The sequence below is a fragment of the Sagittula sp. SSi028 genome (assembly GCF_048553715.1).
Lineage (GTDB): Bacteria > Pseudomonadota > Alphaproteobacteria > Rhodobacterales > Rhodobacteraceae > Sagittula.
In genome coordinates this window covers 366,892-383,685 of the sequence record NZ_JBLZNC010000004.1, presented here as the reverse complement: position 1 = coordinate 383,685, position 16,794 = coordinate 366,892, and the positions used below count along the sequence as shown (strand labels likewise).

16 protein-coding genes and 1 riboswitch are annotated in these 16,794 nt (G+C 61.0%); of the genes, 4 read left to right on the top strand and 12 right to left on the bottom strand.

The features are described 5' to 3' along the window. Positions 1–10: 10 nt before the first annotated feature. A riboswitch (TPP riboswitch) is annotated at positions 11–120 on the bottom strand. A 93-nt stretch (positions 121–213) separates the two neighbouring features. Then, the gene (aroC, locus tag ACN5AZ_RS10480) at positions 214–1,317 is read left to right on the top strand and encodes a chorismate synthase (protein ID WP_419428823.1); all 1,104 of its coding nucleotides are present in this window, start codon (positions 214–216) and stop codon (positions 1,315–1,317) included. A 4-nt stretch (positions 1,318–1,321) separates the two neighbouring features. Here the strand turns inward: aroC and ACN5AZ_RS10475 are convergent, their stop codons facing one another. The 6 genes from ACN5AZ_RS10475 to ACN5AZ_RS10450 form a co-directional block, all read right to left on the bottom strand. After that, the gene (locus tag ACN5AZ_RS10475; RefSeq protein ID WP_419428822.1) at positions 1,322–3,271 is read right to left on the bottom strand and encodes a methyl-accepting chemotaxis protein; all 1,950 of its coding nucleotides are present in this window, start codon (positions 3,269–3,271) and stop codon (positions 1,322–1,324) included. 265 nt (positions 3,272–3,536) lie between these two features. Then, the gene (locus ACN5AZ_RS10470; RefSeq protein ID WP_419428821.1) at positions 3,537–4,637 is read right to left on the bottom strand and encodes a site-specific DNA-methyltransferase; all 1,101 of its coding nucleotides are present in this window, start codon (positions 4,635–4,637) and stop codon (positions 3,537–3,539) included. A gap of 114 nt (positions 4,638–4,751) precedes the next feature. After that, the gene (locus ACN5AZ_RS10465) at positions 4,752–5,351 is read right to left on the bottom strand and encodes a ribonuclease HII (RefSeq protein WP_419428820.1); all 600 of its coding nucleotides are present in this window, start codon (positions 5,349–5,351) and stop codon (positions 4,752–4,754) included. Positions 5,352–5,503: 152 nt separating this feature from the next. Beyond that, positions 5,504–5,794 (bottom strand): hypothetical protein, encoded by a 291-nt coding sequence (locus ACN5AZ_RS10460; protein WP_419428819.1) that lies wholly within the window; start codon positions 5,792–5,794, stop codon positions 5,504–5,506. 151 nt (positions 5,795–5,945) lie between these two features. Beyond that, complete coding sequence (gene groL / locus ACN5AZ_RS10455) at positions 5,946–7,589, bottom strand: chaperonin GroEL (RefSeq protein ID WP_419428818.1); 1,644 nt, start codon at positions 7,587–7,589, stop codon at positions 5,946–5,948. A gap of 89 nt (positions 7,590–7,678) precedes the next feature. Continuing rightward, a complete protein-coding gene (locus tag ACN5AZ_RS10450; RefSeq protein WP_419428817.1) occupies positions 7,679–7,966 on the bottom strand; it encodes a co-chaperone GroES in 288 nt (95 codons plus the stop codon). A 309-nt stretch (positions 7,967–8,275) separates the two neighbouring features. Between ACN5AZ_RS10450 and ACN5AZ_RS10445 the strand changes: the two genes are divergently transcribed. After that, positions 8,276–9,205: an L-lactate dehydrogenase gene (locus ACN5AZ_RS10445; protein WP_419428816.1), complete on the top strand. Its 930-nt coding sequence runs from the start codon at positions 8,276–8,278 to the stop codon at positions 9,203–9,205. Here the strand turns inward: ACN5AZ_RS10445 and ACN5AZ_RS10440 are convergent. Together ACN5AZ_RS10440 and ACN5AZ_RS10435 are read right to left on the bottom strand one after the other, a co-directional pair. Continuing rightward, complete coding sequence (locus ACN5AZ_RS10440; protein ID WP_419428815.1) at positions 9,184–9,795, bottom strand: DedA family protein; 612 nt, start codon at positions 9,793–9,795, stop codon at positions 9,184–9,186. The two genes, ACN5AZ_RS10445 and ACN5AZ_RS10440, sit on opposite strands and share 22 nt — an antisense overlap. Further along, a complete protein-coding gene (locus ACN5AZ_RS10435) occupies positions 9,788–10,150 on the bottom strand; it encodes a hypothetical protein (protein WP_419428814.1) in 363 nt (120 codons plus the stop codon). Before ACN5AZ_RS10435 ends, ACN5AZ_RS10440 begins: the two co-directional genes overlap by 8 nt. Before the next feature lie 230 nt (positions 10,151–10,380). Here ACN5AZ_RS10435 and ACN5AZ_RS10430 point away from each other — a divergent pair, with 230 nt between their 5' ends. Beyond that, positions 10,381–11,337, top strand: a complete 957-nt coding sequence (locus ACN5AZ_RS10430) for a DMT family transporter (protein WP_419428813.1) — start codon at positions 10,381–10,383, stop codon at positions 11,335–11,337. Here the strand turns inward: ACN5AZ_RS10430 and ACN5AZ_RS10425 are convergent. After that, complete coding sequence (locus ACN5AZ_RS10425; RefSeq protein WP_419428812.1) at positions 11,292–11,981, bottom strand: DUF2161 domain-containing phosphodiesterase; 690 nt, start codon at positions 11,979–11,981, stop codon at positions 11,292–11,294. The genes ACN5AZ_RS10430 and ACN5AZ_RS10425 overlap by 46 nt on opposite strands. Positions 11,982–12,062: 81 nt before the next feature. Here ACN5AZ_RS10425 and ACN5AZ_RS10420 point away from each other — a divergent pair, with 81 nt between their 5' ends. After that, a complete protein-coding gene (locus ACN5AZ_RS10420) occupies positions 12,063–13,055 on the top strand; it encodes a TraB/GumN family protein (RefSeq protein WP_419428811.1) in 993 nt (330 codons plus the stop codon). A 60-nt stretch (positions 13,056–13,115) separates the two neighbouring features. On the opposite strand, the gene ACN5AZ_RS10415 is transcribed toward ACN5AZ_RS10420, so the two are convergent. The 3 genes from ACN5AZ_RS10415 to dut are packed head-to-tail and all read right to left on the bottom strand — an operon-like array spanning position 13,116 to position 16,711. Further along, complete coding sequence (locus tag ACN5AZ_RS10415; RefSeq protein ID WP_419428810.1) at positions 13,116–15,125, bottom strand: M3 family metallopeptidase; 2,010 nt, start codon at positions 15,123–15,125, stop codon at positions 13,116–13,118. Positions 15,126–15,176: 51 nt separating this feature from the next. Further along, on the bottom strand, positions 15,177–16,244 hold the full coding sequence (locus ACN5AZ_RS10410) for a HesA/MoeB/ThiF family protein (protein ID WP_419428809.1): 1,068 nt from the start codon (positions 16,242–16,244) through the stop codon (positions 15,177–15,179). Continuing rightward, on the bottom strand, positions 16,241–16,711 hold the full coding sequence (gene dut / locus ACN5AZ_RS10405) for a dUTP diphosphatase (protein WP_419428808.1): 471 nt from the start codon (positions 16,709–16,711) through the stop codon (positions 16,241–16,243). The genes ACN5AZ_RS10410 and dut overlap by 4 nt, the downstream gene beginning before the upstream one ends. Positions 16,712–16,794: the final 83 nt, after the last annotated feature.

Here is a 16,794-nt window from a genome sequence, read left to right as displayed (position 1 = left end):
CACGGGCGGTCAAGCCTGTGGTCACCTTCCCTCCGCCGGTGTTAACCGGTTCAGGTTCAACGGGTTTATGCGTTGCGCAAATCTCAGACAGGACACCGCCTGCCACCCCGAGGTGGCGCGAGATTAGGGGGCCGCCGCGCCAGAGACAAGCCGAAACCCCTTGAGCGCATGGCCATGCTGGCCTAGACCACGGGTCGCAAAGGAGAGCCGCCCATGAGCCTGAATACATTTGGCCACCTGTTCCGCGTCACCACCTGGGGTGAAAGCCACGGTCCCGCCTTGGGCGCGACGGTTGATGGTGTCCCGCCGGGCATCCCCGTGGACGAGGCGCTTTTGCAGCATTGGCTGGACAAGCGAAAGCCGGGCCAGAACAAGTTTACCACGCAACGCCGCGAGCCTGATGCCGTGCGCATTCTGTCCGGCGTGTTCGAAGGCGTGACCACGGGTACCTCGGTCCAACTGATGATCGAGAATACCGATCAACGGTCCAAGGATTATGGTGATATTGCCGAAAAATTCCGGCCCGGTCATGCGGATATCACCTATTACCAGAAATACGGTATCCGCGACTATCGCGGAGGCGGTCGTTCATCGGCGCGCGAAACAGCGGCCCGTGTGGCAGCGGGCGGTCTGGCGCGGGCGGCGCTGTCTGAATTGGCGCCTGCCGTGGAAATCACGGGGTACATGACGCAAATCGGGCCGCATAAGATCGACCGCGAACGGTTTGATGCAGCGCAGATTGCGCAGAACCCGTTTTGGACCCCCGACGCACAAGCGGCAGATGAATGGGCCGACTACCTTGATGGCCTTCGCAAGACCGGCAATTCGGTGGGTGCCGTGATCGAAGTGGTCGCCCGCGGAGTCCCCGCAGGGCTTGGAGCGCCGATCTACGGTAAACTCGACACCGACCTTGCTGCAGCAATGATGTCGATCAACGCAGTAAAGGGCGTTGAAATCGGCGAAGGCATGGCAGCGGCCGAGCTGACCGGTGAAGAGAACGCCGACGAGATATTCTTGGGCAATGATGGCCAGCCGACCTATTCCTCGAACCATGCCGGGGGCGTTTTGGGCGGCATTTCCACCGGGCAGGATGTGGTCGTGCGTTTCGCCGTGAAACCGACCTCTTCTATCTTGCGCCCGCGGCAAACGATCACAAAATCAGGTCAGGCCACTGATATCATCACCAAGGGCCGGCATGACCCCTGTGTCGGCATTCGCGCCGTTCCCGTTGGCGAGGCGATGATGGCCTGCGTTCTGCTGGACCATTTGCTGTTGCATCGCGGACAAATCGGCGACCAAGGCGGGCGCATCGGGTAACTTTTTAGAAGTCGTCCCAAGCATCGTCACCGCCGGACGGCTCTCCAGCTACTGCTGCGGCAGGTTTTGCCGGTTTGGCTGCGGGAGTATGGGGCTGCGTAGGTGCCACTGCTTTGGCATCGTCTTGCCAATTTGCTGCCTGCGCCGCCGGTTTCACTGCTACGGGAGCAGGCTGCGTCGGCGGTGCCTGTGTGAACAATTCCGGCACACCCGCAGGACCGGAGCTCTGCGTTGGGTCGCCTTTGCCTCCGGTGAAACGGTTCAGAACGTCGCTTAGACGTGTGGCTTCGACTGTGAGTTGCTGGCTTGCGGTGCTCGTTTCACCCACCATCGCCGCATTTTGCTGCGTCACCTTATCGAGCTCGGCGATACCCACGTTGATCTCTTCGACACCGCCCGCCTGCTCCCTAGATAGAGTGGCGATTTCCGATACCATCTCTGACACCTCGGTCACATTACCTACGATCTGATTCAGCGTATGGCTGGTCTGTTGTACCAATCTTTCGCCGTCTTCGACTTGTGTCACACTTCCTAAGACCAACGATTTGATTTCATTGGCGGACTCGGACGCGCGTTGCGCAAGTCCGCGCACCTCGGAGGCGACGACCGAGAACCCCTTGCCAGATTCACCTGCACGTGCGGCTTCGACACCGGCATTCAGCGCCAAAAGATTGGTCTGGAATGCGATATCGTCAATCACACCAATTATCTGGCTGATCTGGTCTGACGACTTGGCGATTGAACTCATTGCCTCGAGCGCCTGAGCCATGACCTGCCCGCCTTCTTCTGCGTGCTGGCGGCCATCCACGACCTTTCGGTCAACCTCTTCCGCGCGGTCTGCCGCTGTTTTTATTCCCACGGCCAGCCCGTCCAAGGCTGCAGCCGATTCTTCAAGAGTGGCCGCCTGGACTTCGGCACGGCGCGCCATCTCGTCGGACATGGTGGACAATTCCGTAGCATTGCCTTCCACCGTATTGGCGCTTTTGCGCAGTGAGTCGACCAATTGACTGAGCGAGGAAGACAGCTGATTGAAATCTTCGCACAACTTTACGTAACTCGGTCCAAGGTCCGACCATTGTGACGGCTTCATACGCCGTCCCAATGAGCCCTTTCGCAAATCCGCCATGGATTTCCCCAGTTCTTGCAGCAACCCGACACGACGCTCATTTTCAGCATGAACGATTTGCTCTGCCGCTTCCGCAGCTTGAAGATTGGCGCGCAACTCTTCCAGCCCGACAGCGATTGCACCGACCTCGTCTCGGCGGTTCGTATCGGGAATTTCGGTTTCAAAATCCTTATCCCGCAAGTGAGAGACCGCAGCCGCTGCACGCTGAACCGGGCGTGACAGTAACTGCCCAAAGATGAACGCCGCCAATATACCAAAGGAAATGACGAGGGCGCTGGTCGACAACAGCAAGGTCGATGAGCGCGCCAAACCATCCATCGCGGACTGGGTCAATTCACGCAAACCGGCGGCGCTGTCGTCCTGCAACTCAGCGATATGATCGCGTAGCCAATCGATATCCGGCATGTAATTGGCATCGACCGTAACTTTGCGCTCGAACAGGGCCACCTCTTCTAAGTCACCAGAAAAACGGATCAAATCCTGAACAACCGTCTGAGCGTCTTGCAGTGCTGCAAGTGTTTCCGGCTGATCGTAGAAGGTGTCTACCGCATCATCCAATTCGGTATGAATGGCCGAAAGGTTCTGCACGAACTGCTCCAAAGCCCCGACGCGCCCGGAAGAAAAATGAAGCAGATCAGCCGTGCCCTGTTCAATCCGTTCCTTGATGCGGTTCAGGCTGTTGTTCTGCAGCGCCGCGCGTTCGAACCTGTAAAAAGTCTCCGTCGACGTCCGATTCGTCAGCCAGGAAAACCCGGACAGAAATACCAGGCAGGCGATAAACAGAACTGCCAGACACATGATCTGCCAGCGGATCGAAAATCTGGACATGTTTCACCTTTATTCTGCCGGCCCCCTGAGCCGACCAATTCCATTGCCCGGCGACCCTAGTCACAGGAGGTAAACAAAGCCTCGCATCAGAAGAAATTTTCCGTGCAATTTATCGCAGCCTTCGCGGCAAACGCCCGGAACACCACGGATCAAACCAAAAAGCCCCGTCTGCCAGGCAGACGGGGTGAGGTGTGGTGCCCGAGCACGTCAAACGGCTCAGGGCACCGGCGGTGTCTGTTGTTGTGAAAGTCTTAAGACTATCCGGTTACTGCATATCCGCGCGAACCTGTTGGCGCAGCACGTCGATCGGGACCGTTTTCCCTTCGCGCTGGAAATGCCAGTAGGTCCAGCCGTTGCAGGATGGCGCGCCCTCAAGCTTGGCACCAACCTGGTGGATCGAGCCGGTTACGCCGTCACCAACAAGGGTGCCATCGGCGCGCACTTTGGCTTGCTGGCCACGGGCGTTCATCAACATTTCACCCGGACGCAGCATGCCACGTTCGACCAGTTGACCAAACGGGACACGCGGTTCGGCACGCTTCGATTGGCTCACTTGCAGTGCAGAGCTATCAAACGGACGAATGTCTGCGATCCGCTTCTGAGCCACCTTGCGGTAGGCTTCCTCACGCTCGATACCGATGAAATCACGTCCCAGCATTTTGGCGACGGCACCTGTGGTACCCGTGCCAAAAAACGGGTCGAGCACCACATCACCGGGGTTTGTGGCCCCTACAATCACGCGGTGAAGCAGGCTTTGCGGTTTTTGTGTCGGATGCGCCTTGTCGCCGTTTTCATCCTTCAACCGCTCGTTGCCGTTGCAGATCGGCAAAACCCAGTCAGAGCGCATCTGCACGCCCTCGTTCAGGGATTTGAGCGCCTCGTAGTTAAAGGTGTATTTCGCGCCTTCGGACTTCGACGCCCAGATCATCGTTTCATGGGCGTTGGTAAACCGCTTGCCACGGAAGTTCGGCATCGGGTTCGATTTGCGCCAAACAACATCGTTCAAGATCCAGTAGCCTGCGTCCTGTAGCGCGGCACCGACCCGAAAAATGTTGTGATAAGAGCCGATTACCCAAATAGCCCCGTCAGGCTTGAGCAACCGGCGCGCCGCTTTCAGCCAGTCTCGGGTAAAGCTGTCGTACGCGGCAAAACTGTTGAATTGGTCCCAATGATCATCGACGGCATCGACCTTGGAATTGTCGGGGCGATGCAGATCGCCCTTCAGCTGCAAATTATATGGCGGATCCGCGAAAATCAGGTCGACGGATGCCTCGGGCAGACTGTTCATTACTTCGATACAGTCGCCGGACATAATTGTATTGATCGGGAGCGCGGGGGCGCTCTTCGCTCGTGTCATGGTTGTCATTCTCTGCCTCAGTCCCCGGCGTGTTTTCACGCTCGTTCGTTGGCATCGAATCTGATTCGAAAATGATTCAGGGTCAATTATTTAAAGTTATCACGGCCTTGCGATTTAAACTTGTCACAAGATATCGCGTACCGGTTTGAAGGATCGTCTATGGAAAGGGGTCACCCCAAGATTTCGGAGGGCAGATTTGTGACACTTCGTCGGGTACCCGGCGTTTGTTTCCCAACCATAACCCGGCCACTGTGTCGCGGCCTCCTTCATGACATCATCGCGCCAGATTTTTGCCACAATTGACGCCGCCGCGATGGAGGCCGATTTGCCATCGCCCCCCACAACAGCGGTCGCATCGCAGGGCAATCCGGGGGGGATCCGGTTGCCGTCCACCAGCACATGCGACGGGGCGCTTTGCAGCCCTTCTACGGCGCGTCGCATGGCCAACAGGCTGGCCTGCAGGATATTGATCTGGTCAATCTCCTCCACCGTGGCGACCCCGATCGAGACCTCGGCAGATTGCCACAGCAGCGGCGCGAGAAAGGCCCGCCGCTTGGCGCTGAGCTTTTTCGAATCGTTTAACCCCTCGGGGATTGATTCGCGGTTCAGCACCACGGCAGCGGCCACCACAGGACCGGCAAGCGGGCCACGGCCCACTTCATCCACGCCTGCCACACGGGGCAAGTCCTGCGCCCACAAAGCCTCTTCCAGAGCCATATCCATGCGGTGGATAGACACTGATTCCACATCGGCCAACAAGCCACGCAGGAAGCCGCAAAAGTTACCCACAGCGCCACCTATGCAGCCGCACCACAGTTCCGGCTTTCCCACAGGGTTATCCCCTGAAAGCCACACAAGGCTGCCTTAGATTTGCCTTAAACGACGGTCGCGATCAGCGACAGGATCGCGACCTCCTGACTGTCCGCCTGATCGGCCCATCTGGCCAGCTGGGCCTGTTCCTCGGTCGTCAGTTGCAACAGGATGGGGCGTGAATCACCGGGCTGTATCGCTGTCTCCCAGCCATGTCCCCGTTCAAACGCCTGCCGCAAAGCCTGACGCGCCAGATAGGCCAGCGGCAGATGCTGGTCGGTGGTCGCAACCAATCTCAGGCGCAGATCATCCGGTAATCGCAATTCCATCGCTTTGCGCCTGTCGCGTCTGCTCATCTTCTCCGCCCCATTCTTGCCGTAGCGTAATGCAATCTGCACCGAACGACGATAACAATTCGATGCGTCACAGCATCGCCAAAACGCAACAAAGGCGCCCGAGGGCGCCTTTGTCTCTCCCGAAGGACATATTTCCCAAACAGGGGGCAGATTACATCATGCCGCCCATGCCGCCCATGTCGGGCATGCCGCCACCTGCGGGCGCGCCTTCTTTGGCGGGCTTGTCGGCCACCATCGCTTCGGTAGTGATCAGCAGACCAGCAACCGATGCCGCGTCTTCCAGAGCGGTACGGGTCACTTTGGCCGGGTCGATCACGCCGAAGGAGAACATGTCGCCATATTCGTCGGTCTGAGCATTGTAGCCAAACTTCAGGTCGGTGGATTCACGCACCTTGCCTGCCACAACAGAGCCGTCCACACCGGCGTTCTGCGCGATCTGGCGCAGCGGTGCTTCGAGAGCGGCGCGGATGATCGCGATGCCGCGGTTCTGGTCCGCGTTGGCACCTTCGACGCCTTCCAGAGACTTGCCTGCCTGAACCAGAGCAACACCACCGCCAACGACGATGCCTTCCTGCACGGCTGCGCGGGTCGCGTTCAGAGCATCGTCCACACGGTCCTTGCGCTCTTTCACTTCGACTTCGGTCATGCCGCCGACGCGGATCACAGCAACACCGCCTGCCAGCTTGGCAACACGTTCCTGCAGCTTCTCACGGTCGTAGTCCGAGGTGGTCTCTTCGATCTGGGTGCGGATCTGAGCAACACGTGCCTCGATCTCTGCCTTCTCGCCGTGACCGTCCACGATGGTGGTCTCGTCCTTGGAGATGTTCACGGTTTTCGCCGTGCCCAGCATGTCCATAGTGACGTTCTCGAGCTTCATGCCCAGATCTTCAGAGATCACCTGGCCGCCGGTCAGGATCGCGATGTCCTGCAGCATGGCCTTGCGACGGTCACCGAAGCCCGGTGCTTTGACGGCTGCGATCTTCAGGCCGCCACGCAGCTTGTTGACCACGAGGGTCGCCAGCGCTTCGCCTTCGACGTCTTCTGCGATGATCAGCAGCGGCTTTTGCGACTGGATCACCTGCTCGAGCAGCGGAACCAGCGGCTGCAGCGAGGACAGTTTCTTCTCGTGCAGCAGGATCATGCAGTCGTCGAGCTCTGCAATCATCTTGTCGGGGTTGGTCACGAAGTAGGGCGACAGGTAGCCGCGATCGAACTGCATGCCTTCCACAACGGTGGTCTCGGTTTCGAGGCCTTTGTTCTCTTCGACGGTGATCACACCCTCGTTGCCGACCTTCTGCATCGCGTCCGCGATCTGACGACCGATTTCAGCTTCGCCGTTGGCGGAGATGGTGCCAACCTGAGCGACTTCAGCGGAGTCGTTCACGGGACGTGCTGCTGCCTTGATCGCTTCGACGACTTTGGTGGTCGCCAGATCGATGCCGCGTTTCAGGTCCATCGGGTTCATGCCCGCGGCAACGGCCTTCAGGCCTTCCTTGACGATGGCTTGGGCCAGAACGGTCGCGGTGGTGGTGCCGTCGCCCGCTTCGTCGTTGGTGCGGGAAGCAACTTCCTTCACCATCTGTGCGCCCATGTTCTCGAACTTGTCTTCCAGTTCGATTTCCTTCGCCACGGACACGCCGTCCTTGGTGATGCGCGGTGCGCCAAAGGATTTGTCGAGCACAACGTTACGGCCTTTGGGGCCGAGGGTCACCTTCACCGCGTCGGCGAGGATGTTCACGCCTTTGAGCATCTTGTTGCGGGCGTCGGTATCGAACTTCACGTCTTTTGCAGACATTGTAGTCTCCTAAAACTGTTGTTTGGGTCTATCAGGAATGGGCCGGTAAGGCCGCTGGACGTAGGGTGGGTTTACAACCCACCGTGCCCTCAGCTGATGATGCCGAGGATGTCGCTTTCCTTCATGATCAGCAGCTCTTCACCTTCGACGGTGACTTCGGTGCCGGACCACTTGCCGAAGAGGACTTTGTCGCCTTCGCTCACAGCCATTGCGATCAGTTCGCCGCTGTCTTTACGTGCGCCTTCGCCACACGCGACAACCACGCCTTCCGCCGGCTTTTCTTTGGCGCTGTCGGGGATGATCAGCCCGCCGGAGGTCTTTTCGTCCGATTCTGTGCGACGAACCAAAACGCGGTCATGAAGCGGTTTGAATGCCATCTCTGAGGTCTCCTGACTCAAAGTTACAACTCTGGCCCCTCGTCATCGAGCGAGCCGTTAGCACTCATCCGCAGAGAGTGCTAACGGCAAGGGAGGTAAGGAGCGCAGCGAGTCGTGTCAACACGGGCGCGTGAAATTTTCTACACTTTCGGACAGCGCTGCCTGGCCTTGAACCTAAGGTGCCCCTGCCGGAATTTGAGCCACCGCTCAGCTTCTCACCCCGTCTCGCCCGCCCATGCGTCGAAAACAGGCGCGCGCGACCGCCGGATGCGCTATCTTGCCAAAGCGAGACAGCAATCGGGGGCGGTTATGAAACTTGGCATCGTCGGAGCAGGCATGGTGGGATCGGCAGCGGCCTTTTCCTGTGTGCAACAAGGTGTGGCCTCGTCCATTGTGATGGTCGATCTGGACGCAGCCCGTGCCCGCGCCGAGGCCGAAGACATCGCCCACGCTGTCCCCTTTGCCGCGCCCGCACATATTATGGCAGGGGAATACGCCGACCTAGAAGGTGCATCGGTTGTCATCCTCGCCTGCGGGGTTTCGCAAAAGCCCGGAGAGACGCGATTGCAACTGCTGTCACGCAACGCGCAGGTGTTTGCGGATGTCGTGGCACGCGTCATACGCTATGCGCCCGATGCCATTCTGCTGGTCGCCTCCAACCCCGTCGACATTATGACACAGGTCACGCAAAAGCTGTCGGGTCTGCCCGCGGGACGGGTGATCGGATCGGGCACGATCCTTGATACGGCGCGGTTCCGCTGGCTGCTGGGGCAGCATCTGGGCATCGCGCCGCGGTCTGTTCACGCCTATGTGCTGGGCGAGCATGGCGACAGCGAGGTGCTTGGCTGGTCCTCTGCCCGCGCGGGCTCTGTCGGGCTGGACAGTTTTGCAGCCCAGATGCGCGCCCCTTTGACCGACAGCCTTCGCCAGCGCATCGATACGGGCGTGCGCCGTGCGGCCTACACCATCATCGAAGGCAAGGGCGCGACATGGTACGGGATCGGCGCCGGTCTGGCGCGGATCGTGGCCGCCATTGCGCAGGACGAACAAACGGTACTGACGGTCTCCACCCTGTCCGATGTGCTGGACGTCCCACAGGTGTGCTGCTCGCTGCCGCGCGTGGTTGGGCGTGCAGGGGTGAGCTCAGAATTGATGCCCGATCTGTCCGAGGGGGAACGCCATGATCTGGCGGCGTCGGCCCGCCTGCTGCGCGACAGTTACGACGCGCTGGCCATCTGACGTCGGCGGCGCTGGCGTGCCGCCAAGAGCGCGAACAATCCAATCGCGACTGCAAGGGCTGCGACCAGTCCAGCCCAGTCACTGACGGTTTCGGACACCACGTCAATCTGGCCACCAAACAGGTAACCAAGTGCCACGTAAAAGCTGACCCAGATCGTCTCACCTGCGGTGTCCCAGACCGCGAACTTGGCGCGCGGCAATCGCATCGCCCCTGCGATCAGATTGACCCAAGGCCCCAGGGGCGCCACCAGCCAGGTGGAAAAGAACACGCCCAGGCCGCCGTGGCGGTCGACGGCCTGCTCCCCGCGCGAGATCAGCTCGGTCTTGCCAGTGCGCAGGCCCAACATGCGGATCAACGGCACGCCCCCCATGCGCCCGATCTGATAGCCCGTGTTGTCCCCCGCCAGCGCCGCAAGCCACGCCACCAGCCAGACCTGCCAGACCACCAGATCCCCCGAGGCGGAAAACGCCCCCGCTGCCAGCATCACCAGTGCCGTAGGGATCGGCACCAGAAGACAGGACAGATACGCCGACACACCGACCATCCACAGCCCGTATTCGGAAACAAGGGTAAAGACGGTATCACTCATCTCCACGGCCCTCGCGGTACTGCAGGATGGCGGCTTCGAGATCCTGTGCGAGGTCTTCGACAGCGATGCCGCGTTCCTGCGCGATGCGTTGCAGCGGTTGCGGCTTGCCGTCAGGCGGCGGCAGATCCAATGCGGATCGGACAACAGGCACCGGCACGCCCCACGACATGGCCACAAAGCGCGGCGTCATCCACGGGGCAATGTCCATGTCCTGATGGCGAGGGTCGTTCCAGTAGATGGCATTGAGCACCAACTGGACGGCAAAGAACCCGGCCACAAGCAGCGCCACCACCATGGCGGCCGTCAACAGTGGGGCGTCCTGCCAGAATTTGCGCACCGCGAATGCTCCTGTCATGCGTGCCGTTCATGTACTGTTACGCGATCTCTGCGCCTTTCCGCCGCAGAAAGTCAGAAAAATAACGTCTATCCTCAAGAAAAGCCGCCAACCCTGCCCAAAAGATACGCGCGCGCCCCGGACCACCCCGCAATGAGTGCTCGTGTCATCTATCTGCCGAAGGCAGCTTTGCGCTTGTATGGCGTGTGGGTCCGCCCCTATGCTTTGCGCGTTCAGCAGAAAGCCAGACCATGCCCACCCTACGCACAACACCCATCCAAGAGGGCAAGCCCGTTCCCGAACCTGACAACATCCGTGGGCTGATGTTGATGTCGGCGGGGTTCTTTGCCTTTGCGGCCTGTGACGTGCAGGCCAAAGTGCTGGCCGAACACCTTCACCCCGCGCAGGTCGTGTGGTTTCGCCAATTCGGGCTGTTCGTGGGCGTTGTCATCCTGCTCGCGCTCAAGGGTCCGCATATCCTGCGCTCCCGCCTGCCGTTTTTACAGATCGCTCGCGGGCTGACAGCCATCGGATCGGCGGTGTTTTTCGTTCTAGCCGTGCGCCATGTGCCGCTGGCAGATGCGACGGCGGTGACCTTTATCGCGCCGTTCCTGGTCACCCTGCTGGGGGCAATCGTGCTGCGCGAACCCGTTGGCCCGCGCCGTTGGGCAGCGGTGGCGGTCGGCTTTGTCGGCATGCTGGTGGTGATCCGTCCCGGCATGGGCGTATTTCACCCCGCCATTTTGTTCATCGTGGTGGCCGCGCTGTTCTTTTCGACACGACAGGTGCTGTCGCGCAGTCTGGCGGGGCTCGATTCCGTGCCCACCACCGTGGCCTATACCTCGATCACCGCGACGCTGATCCTGTCGGTCACCCTGCCCTTTGTCTGGCAGAACCTGCACTCACCAACGCTGTGGGCCGTAGCGGTGGGACTTGCGGTGACCGCCGGTCTGGGTGAGGTTCTGGTGATCCGCGCCCTTGATATTGCCCAAGCCAGCGTCGTGGCGCCAATGCAATATTCCCTGATCATCTGGAGCACATTCTACGGCTTTGTCGTCTTCGGAGACCTGCCCGATGGCTGGACCTTTGTCGGCTGCGCGATCATCGTGGCGTCAGGGCTGTATACCTTGCACCGCGAACGGCTGAACGCGCGGGCCAAACGTCAGTCGGCTGCGGCGGGCTCTGCCTCCCACGAGCCGGCCCAGTGAACCAGCCCCGCGCGGCCTGCGTCATTCAACGCATAGACTCCGGTCGCGACCTTGTCGAACCAGCCGTAATGATTGTCGCGCATAACGGTTGTGGCGCGCGTGATGCCGGTGGCCTTGGCGACGTCGCGCCCCCGACTTGCCCCGTGTTCCAACAGATGCGCCGCACAGACCAGCGCATCTTGCCGGTAGGCTGTGACAATACCGTGGCGCGTGGCCCCGCCTTCGTTCGGATCACCGCGCAGCGCGTGAAACTCTCGCAACAGGCGGGCGGCCTTGCGCTTGTCCTTGCGCGGCGCATAGGGCGCGGGATCGCAGAGCACCTCGGCACGCCCGTCCGGTAGCACCACGATAAACCCCAGCGCCAGCCGGCGACACATGGCCAGATTATCCTTGAGCGCGCGCCGCGCCGTGCGGCCCGACGGCTTGGGCACCGCGATATAGACATGGTCCGTGATCCGCAGTCGGGCGCAGGCCTGATGATACAGCGACAGCGTGATCCGCAGCTTCAGCTCGACGATGACCGGCATGTCATCCCCCTCGCGCAGGGCGACCAGATCCGCCGCGCCGACCTCGCCTTTGACACGATAGCCCTGAGCCTCCAGCACCGCTTTAACCGGCCCGTATAATTCGCTTTCCCGCTTCATGCGCCTTTTTGTCCCTGCTTGCGGGCTCTTGTCCAGCGCCGCGGTTTTGGAAAGAGTGCCCCCGAAAGCCAAGGAGACGTCATGACCCGTTTGTTTATCCTGCTCGCAGCCCTGTGCGGCCTTGCCACAGCCGGGCAGGCCCAATGCACCGGCACGGACATTCGCAGCCAGTTGACCGAGGCCGAACAGGCCGAAGTGGCGCAACGTCTGGCGCAGACCCCCTACCCCACCGGCAACCATTGGATCGCCACGCGTGGGGAGGAACGGCTGCATCTGATCGGCACGGTCCACCTGTCAGACGACCGGCTGGACGGACCTGCAGAACGCCTCGCCCCCATTATTCAGGACGCGAGCCTGCTGCTGCTGGAAATGAATGCCGAGGATTCTGCCACGCTCGAAGCACAGATTGCCAGCGATCCGTCGCTGTTCCTGCTCGACGGTCAAAGCCTGCCGGATCTGCTGGATCAGGCGGACTGGGTGCAACTGTCCAACGCATTGGAGGCGCGGGGCATGCCGCCTTTCATGGGGGCGCGGATGAAGCCGTGGTATGTGTCGGTTCTGCTGTCGATGCCCGCCTGCATGGCCAGTCAGGTCGCAGAGATGAACGGGCTCGACCACCGGCTGGAACAGATCGCCGAGGATGCAGGCGTGGCCACAGCATCGCTGGAGCCCTATGACACCGCGATCCGGCTGTTCGCGGAGATCCCGATGGAGACGCAACTGTCGATGATCCGCGCGGCCCTTGCGCCATCGGATGTGAACGAAGACCTCTTCGAGACGCTTCTGGCCACCTATTTCACCGAGGATCACGCCTTGGGGCAACTGGTGCTGGAAGTCGTCTCGCCACGGGTGACCCCCTTGGACGACGCGGAAAACGAAGCGGTCTTTGACTCCATGAACGACGCGCTTTTGACGGCGCGCAACACCGCATGGATCACCGCGCTGGAGCAGGCTTTGGCAGACACCGAAGGCACCGTGGTCGCGGCCTTTGGTGCAGCCCATCTCGCCGGAGAGACCGGCGTTCTCGCCCTGCTCGAAGCCGAAGGCTACGCGCTGGAACGCGCCCCGTTCTGACCCATCGAACATGACGCAGCCCGATCACAGGGCTGCGTCGCTTTTTTCGGTATGAGCGTTTCAGGCCGCCAGACCGCGCCCTTTCAACAACGCCTCGACCCCCGGCATGCGGCCACGGAAGCCGGTGTACAGCGCCTCTGCCTCGTCCGATCCGCCTTGCGACAGGATGAAATCCTCCAGCCGTTTTGCCATCTCGGGATCAAAGGCATCGCCGGTCTCCTCGAAGGCGGCAAAGGCATCGGCATCCATGACCTCGGACCACATGTAGCTGTAGTAGCCGCTGGAATATCCGTCACCGGCAAAGACATGCGCGAAATGCGGCGTGGCGTGGCGCATCGTGATCGCACGCGGCAGGCCAAGCTGTTCCAGAACCTCGGCCTGTTTCTGCATCGGATCGGCCGGTGCAGGACCGCTGTGGAATTCCAGATCGACCATGGCAGAGGCGATATATTCCACGGTCTGGAACCCCATGTCATAGGTCGCCGCGGCCAGCACCTTGTCCAGCAGCGCCTGCGGCATCGCCGCGCCGGTGTCGGCATGGGTGGCAAACTCCGCCAGCACTTCGGGCACCTCCAGCCAATGTTCGTAAAGCTGGCTGGGCAGTTCGACAAAGTCACGCGCCACCGACGTGCCCGACACCATCTCATAGGTCACATCAGACAGCATCTGGTGCAACGCATGGCCAAATTCATGAAACAAGGTGCGCGCATCATCGTAGGACAGCAGCGCCGGATCGCCCTTGGCAAAATTGCACACGATCACCACGATCGGGATCTGCGCGTCGGGGAATTTCCGCTGCGCCCGCATCGCGGAACACCACGCCCCGGACCGCTTCGATCCACGCGCAAAGTAATCGCCGATAAAGACCGCGATGGTCTGACCGTTGCGGGTCACCTCCCATGCGCGGCAATCGGGGTGGTACAACGGTACATCCAGTGGTGCAAAGCCCAGACCGAACAACCGCTCGGCGCAGGCAAAGGAGGCTTCGATCATGCGATCCAGCTGGAAGTACGGCTTGACCTCGGCCTCGTCCAGATCGTGTTCGGCCTGACGCCGCTTCTCTGAGTAATAACGCCAATCCCATGGCTCCAGCGGGGCCTCATAGCCGTCAGCCGTCAACATGCCCTCAAGCACTGCTTGATCGGCCAAGGCAGCCTCCCGCGCCGGGGCCCAGACCTGCATCAGCAGATCACGCACCCGACCGGCATCTCCGGCCATCTCGGTTTCCAGCTTGAAAGCGGAAAAATCGGCGTAGCCCAACAGATTGGCCCGCTCTTCACGCAGACGTAGCGTCTCCGCCGCTATGTCGCGGTTGTCTGTCTCGCCCCCGTTGGCCCCACGCGCGGCCCATGCGGCAAAGGCGCGGCGCCGCAGATCCCGGTCCGGACAAAACTGTAAGAAAGGCGTGATGACAGATCGCGACAGCGTCACACAAGGACCCGTACCGCGTTCTTCGCCAGCACCGCGCAGGGCAGAGACAACAAAGCCCGGAAGCCCCGTCAGATCCGCCTCCGACAGCTCCATCGACCATGATCTTTCATCCGCCAGAACATTCTGGGTAAAGGCCGTGCCCAGCTCTGCCAGACGCCCCTTCACGGCGGTCATCCGCGCCCCTTCCGCGCCGCTCAATGCAGCACCCGCACGCACGAAACCACGGTGCGTCAGCATCAGGACACGCGCCTGTTCATCGCTCAAGTCCAAGGTCTCGCGCGCGTCCCACACCGCCTGCACCCGCGCGAACAAATCCGCATTTGAATAAATCGCCGAGGAATGCGCCGACAGCTTCGGGGCAATATCACGCATCAAGGCCTCGCGCGCCGGATTGCTGTCCGATCCCGCCAGATTAAAGAACACACCGGCGACCTGATCCAAGGCCGCCCCCGCGCCCATCATGGCCTCGATGGTATTGGCAAAGGTCGGGGCCTCCGCATTCGATGCAATCGCGTCGATCTCGGCAAGGTGTTCGGCCATTGCCGTATCGAAGGCGGGACCGAAATCATCGTCGCTGATCTGGTCAAACGGCGCGATACCAAAGGGCGTGTCCCAAGAGGCCAGCAGGGGGTTGGTCATAATCTGTCTCCTATTTGAGACAAAGCTATGGCGCATCCCCCGTGGCTTCAATCACCCCGATGCGGGTTTCTGTACCGCCACCCCACCACAGGTCGGACAATCGGCACGTCGCGACAGGCCAATCTTGCGGCTTTCACCCCAAAGCGCGTCGTAGATCATCATCTCGCCGCGCAACACCTGCCCTGCACCGGCCAGCACCTTGATACATTCTGCCGCCATCATCGCACCCACCACACCCGGCAAAGGACCCAGAACACCCGCCTCGGCGCAAGAGGGCGCAAGCTCCGCCGCAGGCGCCTGCGGAAAGATACATTGATAACAGGGCGCATCATGCGCCGGATCAAACACCGACAGCTGCCCTTCCCACTGGCTCAGCGCGCCGGAAATCAGCGGCTTACCCGCCGCCACGCAGGCAGCATTCACCAGATAGCGGGTCTCGAAATTGTCCGTTCCATCCAGAACGACATCATACTCCTCCACCAAAGCCGCCACACTGCTTTCGTCCAGCCGCCTCCGATAAGGCCGCACCACCACATAAGGGTTCAACGCCTCCATCGCAGCCTTGGCCGAAAACACCTTGGCCGAACCAATGCCTGCGTCGTTATGAATGATCTGTCGCTGCAGATTGCCGTGATCCACCACGTCGTCATCGACAACCCCGATGGTCCCGACACCCCCCGCCGCCAGATACAACAAGGCTGGCGATCCCAGCCCACCGGCCCCGACAACCAGAACACGGGCCTGTTTCAGACGCCGCTGCCCCATGCCTCCGATCTCGCGCAGAACGATGTGACGGGCGTAACGGTCCAACTCGCCTTCCGCGAATGTGCCCGCATCCGGCTGGGCGGGCGGCGGTGCCGCATCATCCACCTGCCGCCGCAGCCGCCGCAACAGCGCTGAATACCCGGCAATCAAAACGCCTACCCCGCCAAGGATCAGCCACCCCGCCAGACTGCCCCCAACTACGCCACGCAGCACATGCCCCTCAGGCAAAAGCGCATGGACAAGAAGCACCACGCCATAAAGCCCGGCCAAAGCGCCAGCGCGCGCCGCGCGCGAGACACCCACATAGGCGCCCCCCCACCAAATCAGCGCAGCGATCACCAAGACCAGCATCATCGGGACACGTCTCCACGTACACCGGTCGACCCGAACCCGCCTGCCCCACGTGCGGTCTCGTCCAGATCATCGGCCACACGCATCGCCACCTGCACCACAGGCGCCACAACCATTTGCGCAATACGGTCGCCATGCCCGACGACAAACTCGGCCTCTCCGGCGTTCATCAAAATAACGCCCAAAGGCCCGCGATAATCACAATCAATCGTGCCCGGCGCGTTGGGCAGGGTGATCCCGTGTTTCAACGCCAGCCCGGACCGCGGCCTGATCTGCACTTCAAACCCTTGCGGAATAGCAAGCCGCAGCCCCGTGGGCACCAACACCCGCGCACCGGGGGCAAGCCGGATCTCGCCACGGTCGGGCAGGTTCGCCCGCACATCGGCCCCGGCCGCCCCCGCGCTGGCATAAACCGGCAATCCCAAAGCACGGTCCGCCCCGTCCTCCCAGGCAAAGACGATTTCAACCATGATCCTCTCCTGTTTCGCCACGGCCCGCGTTGATATAGCCCCGCACCCGTCTTTTCCTTGGAAAAATACCTAAATCCACCCTC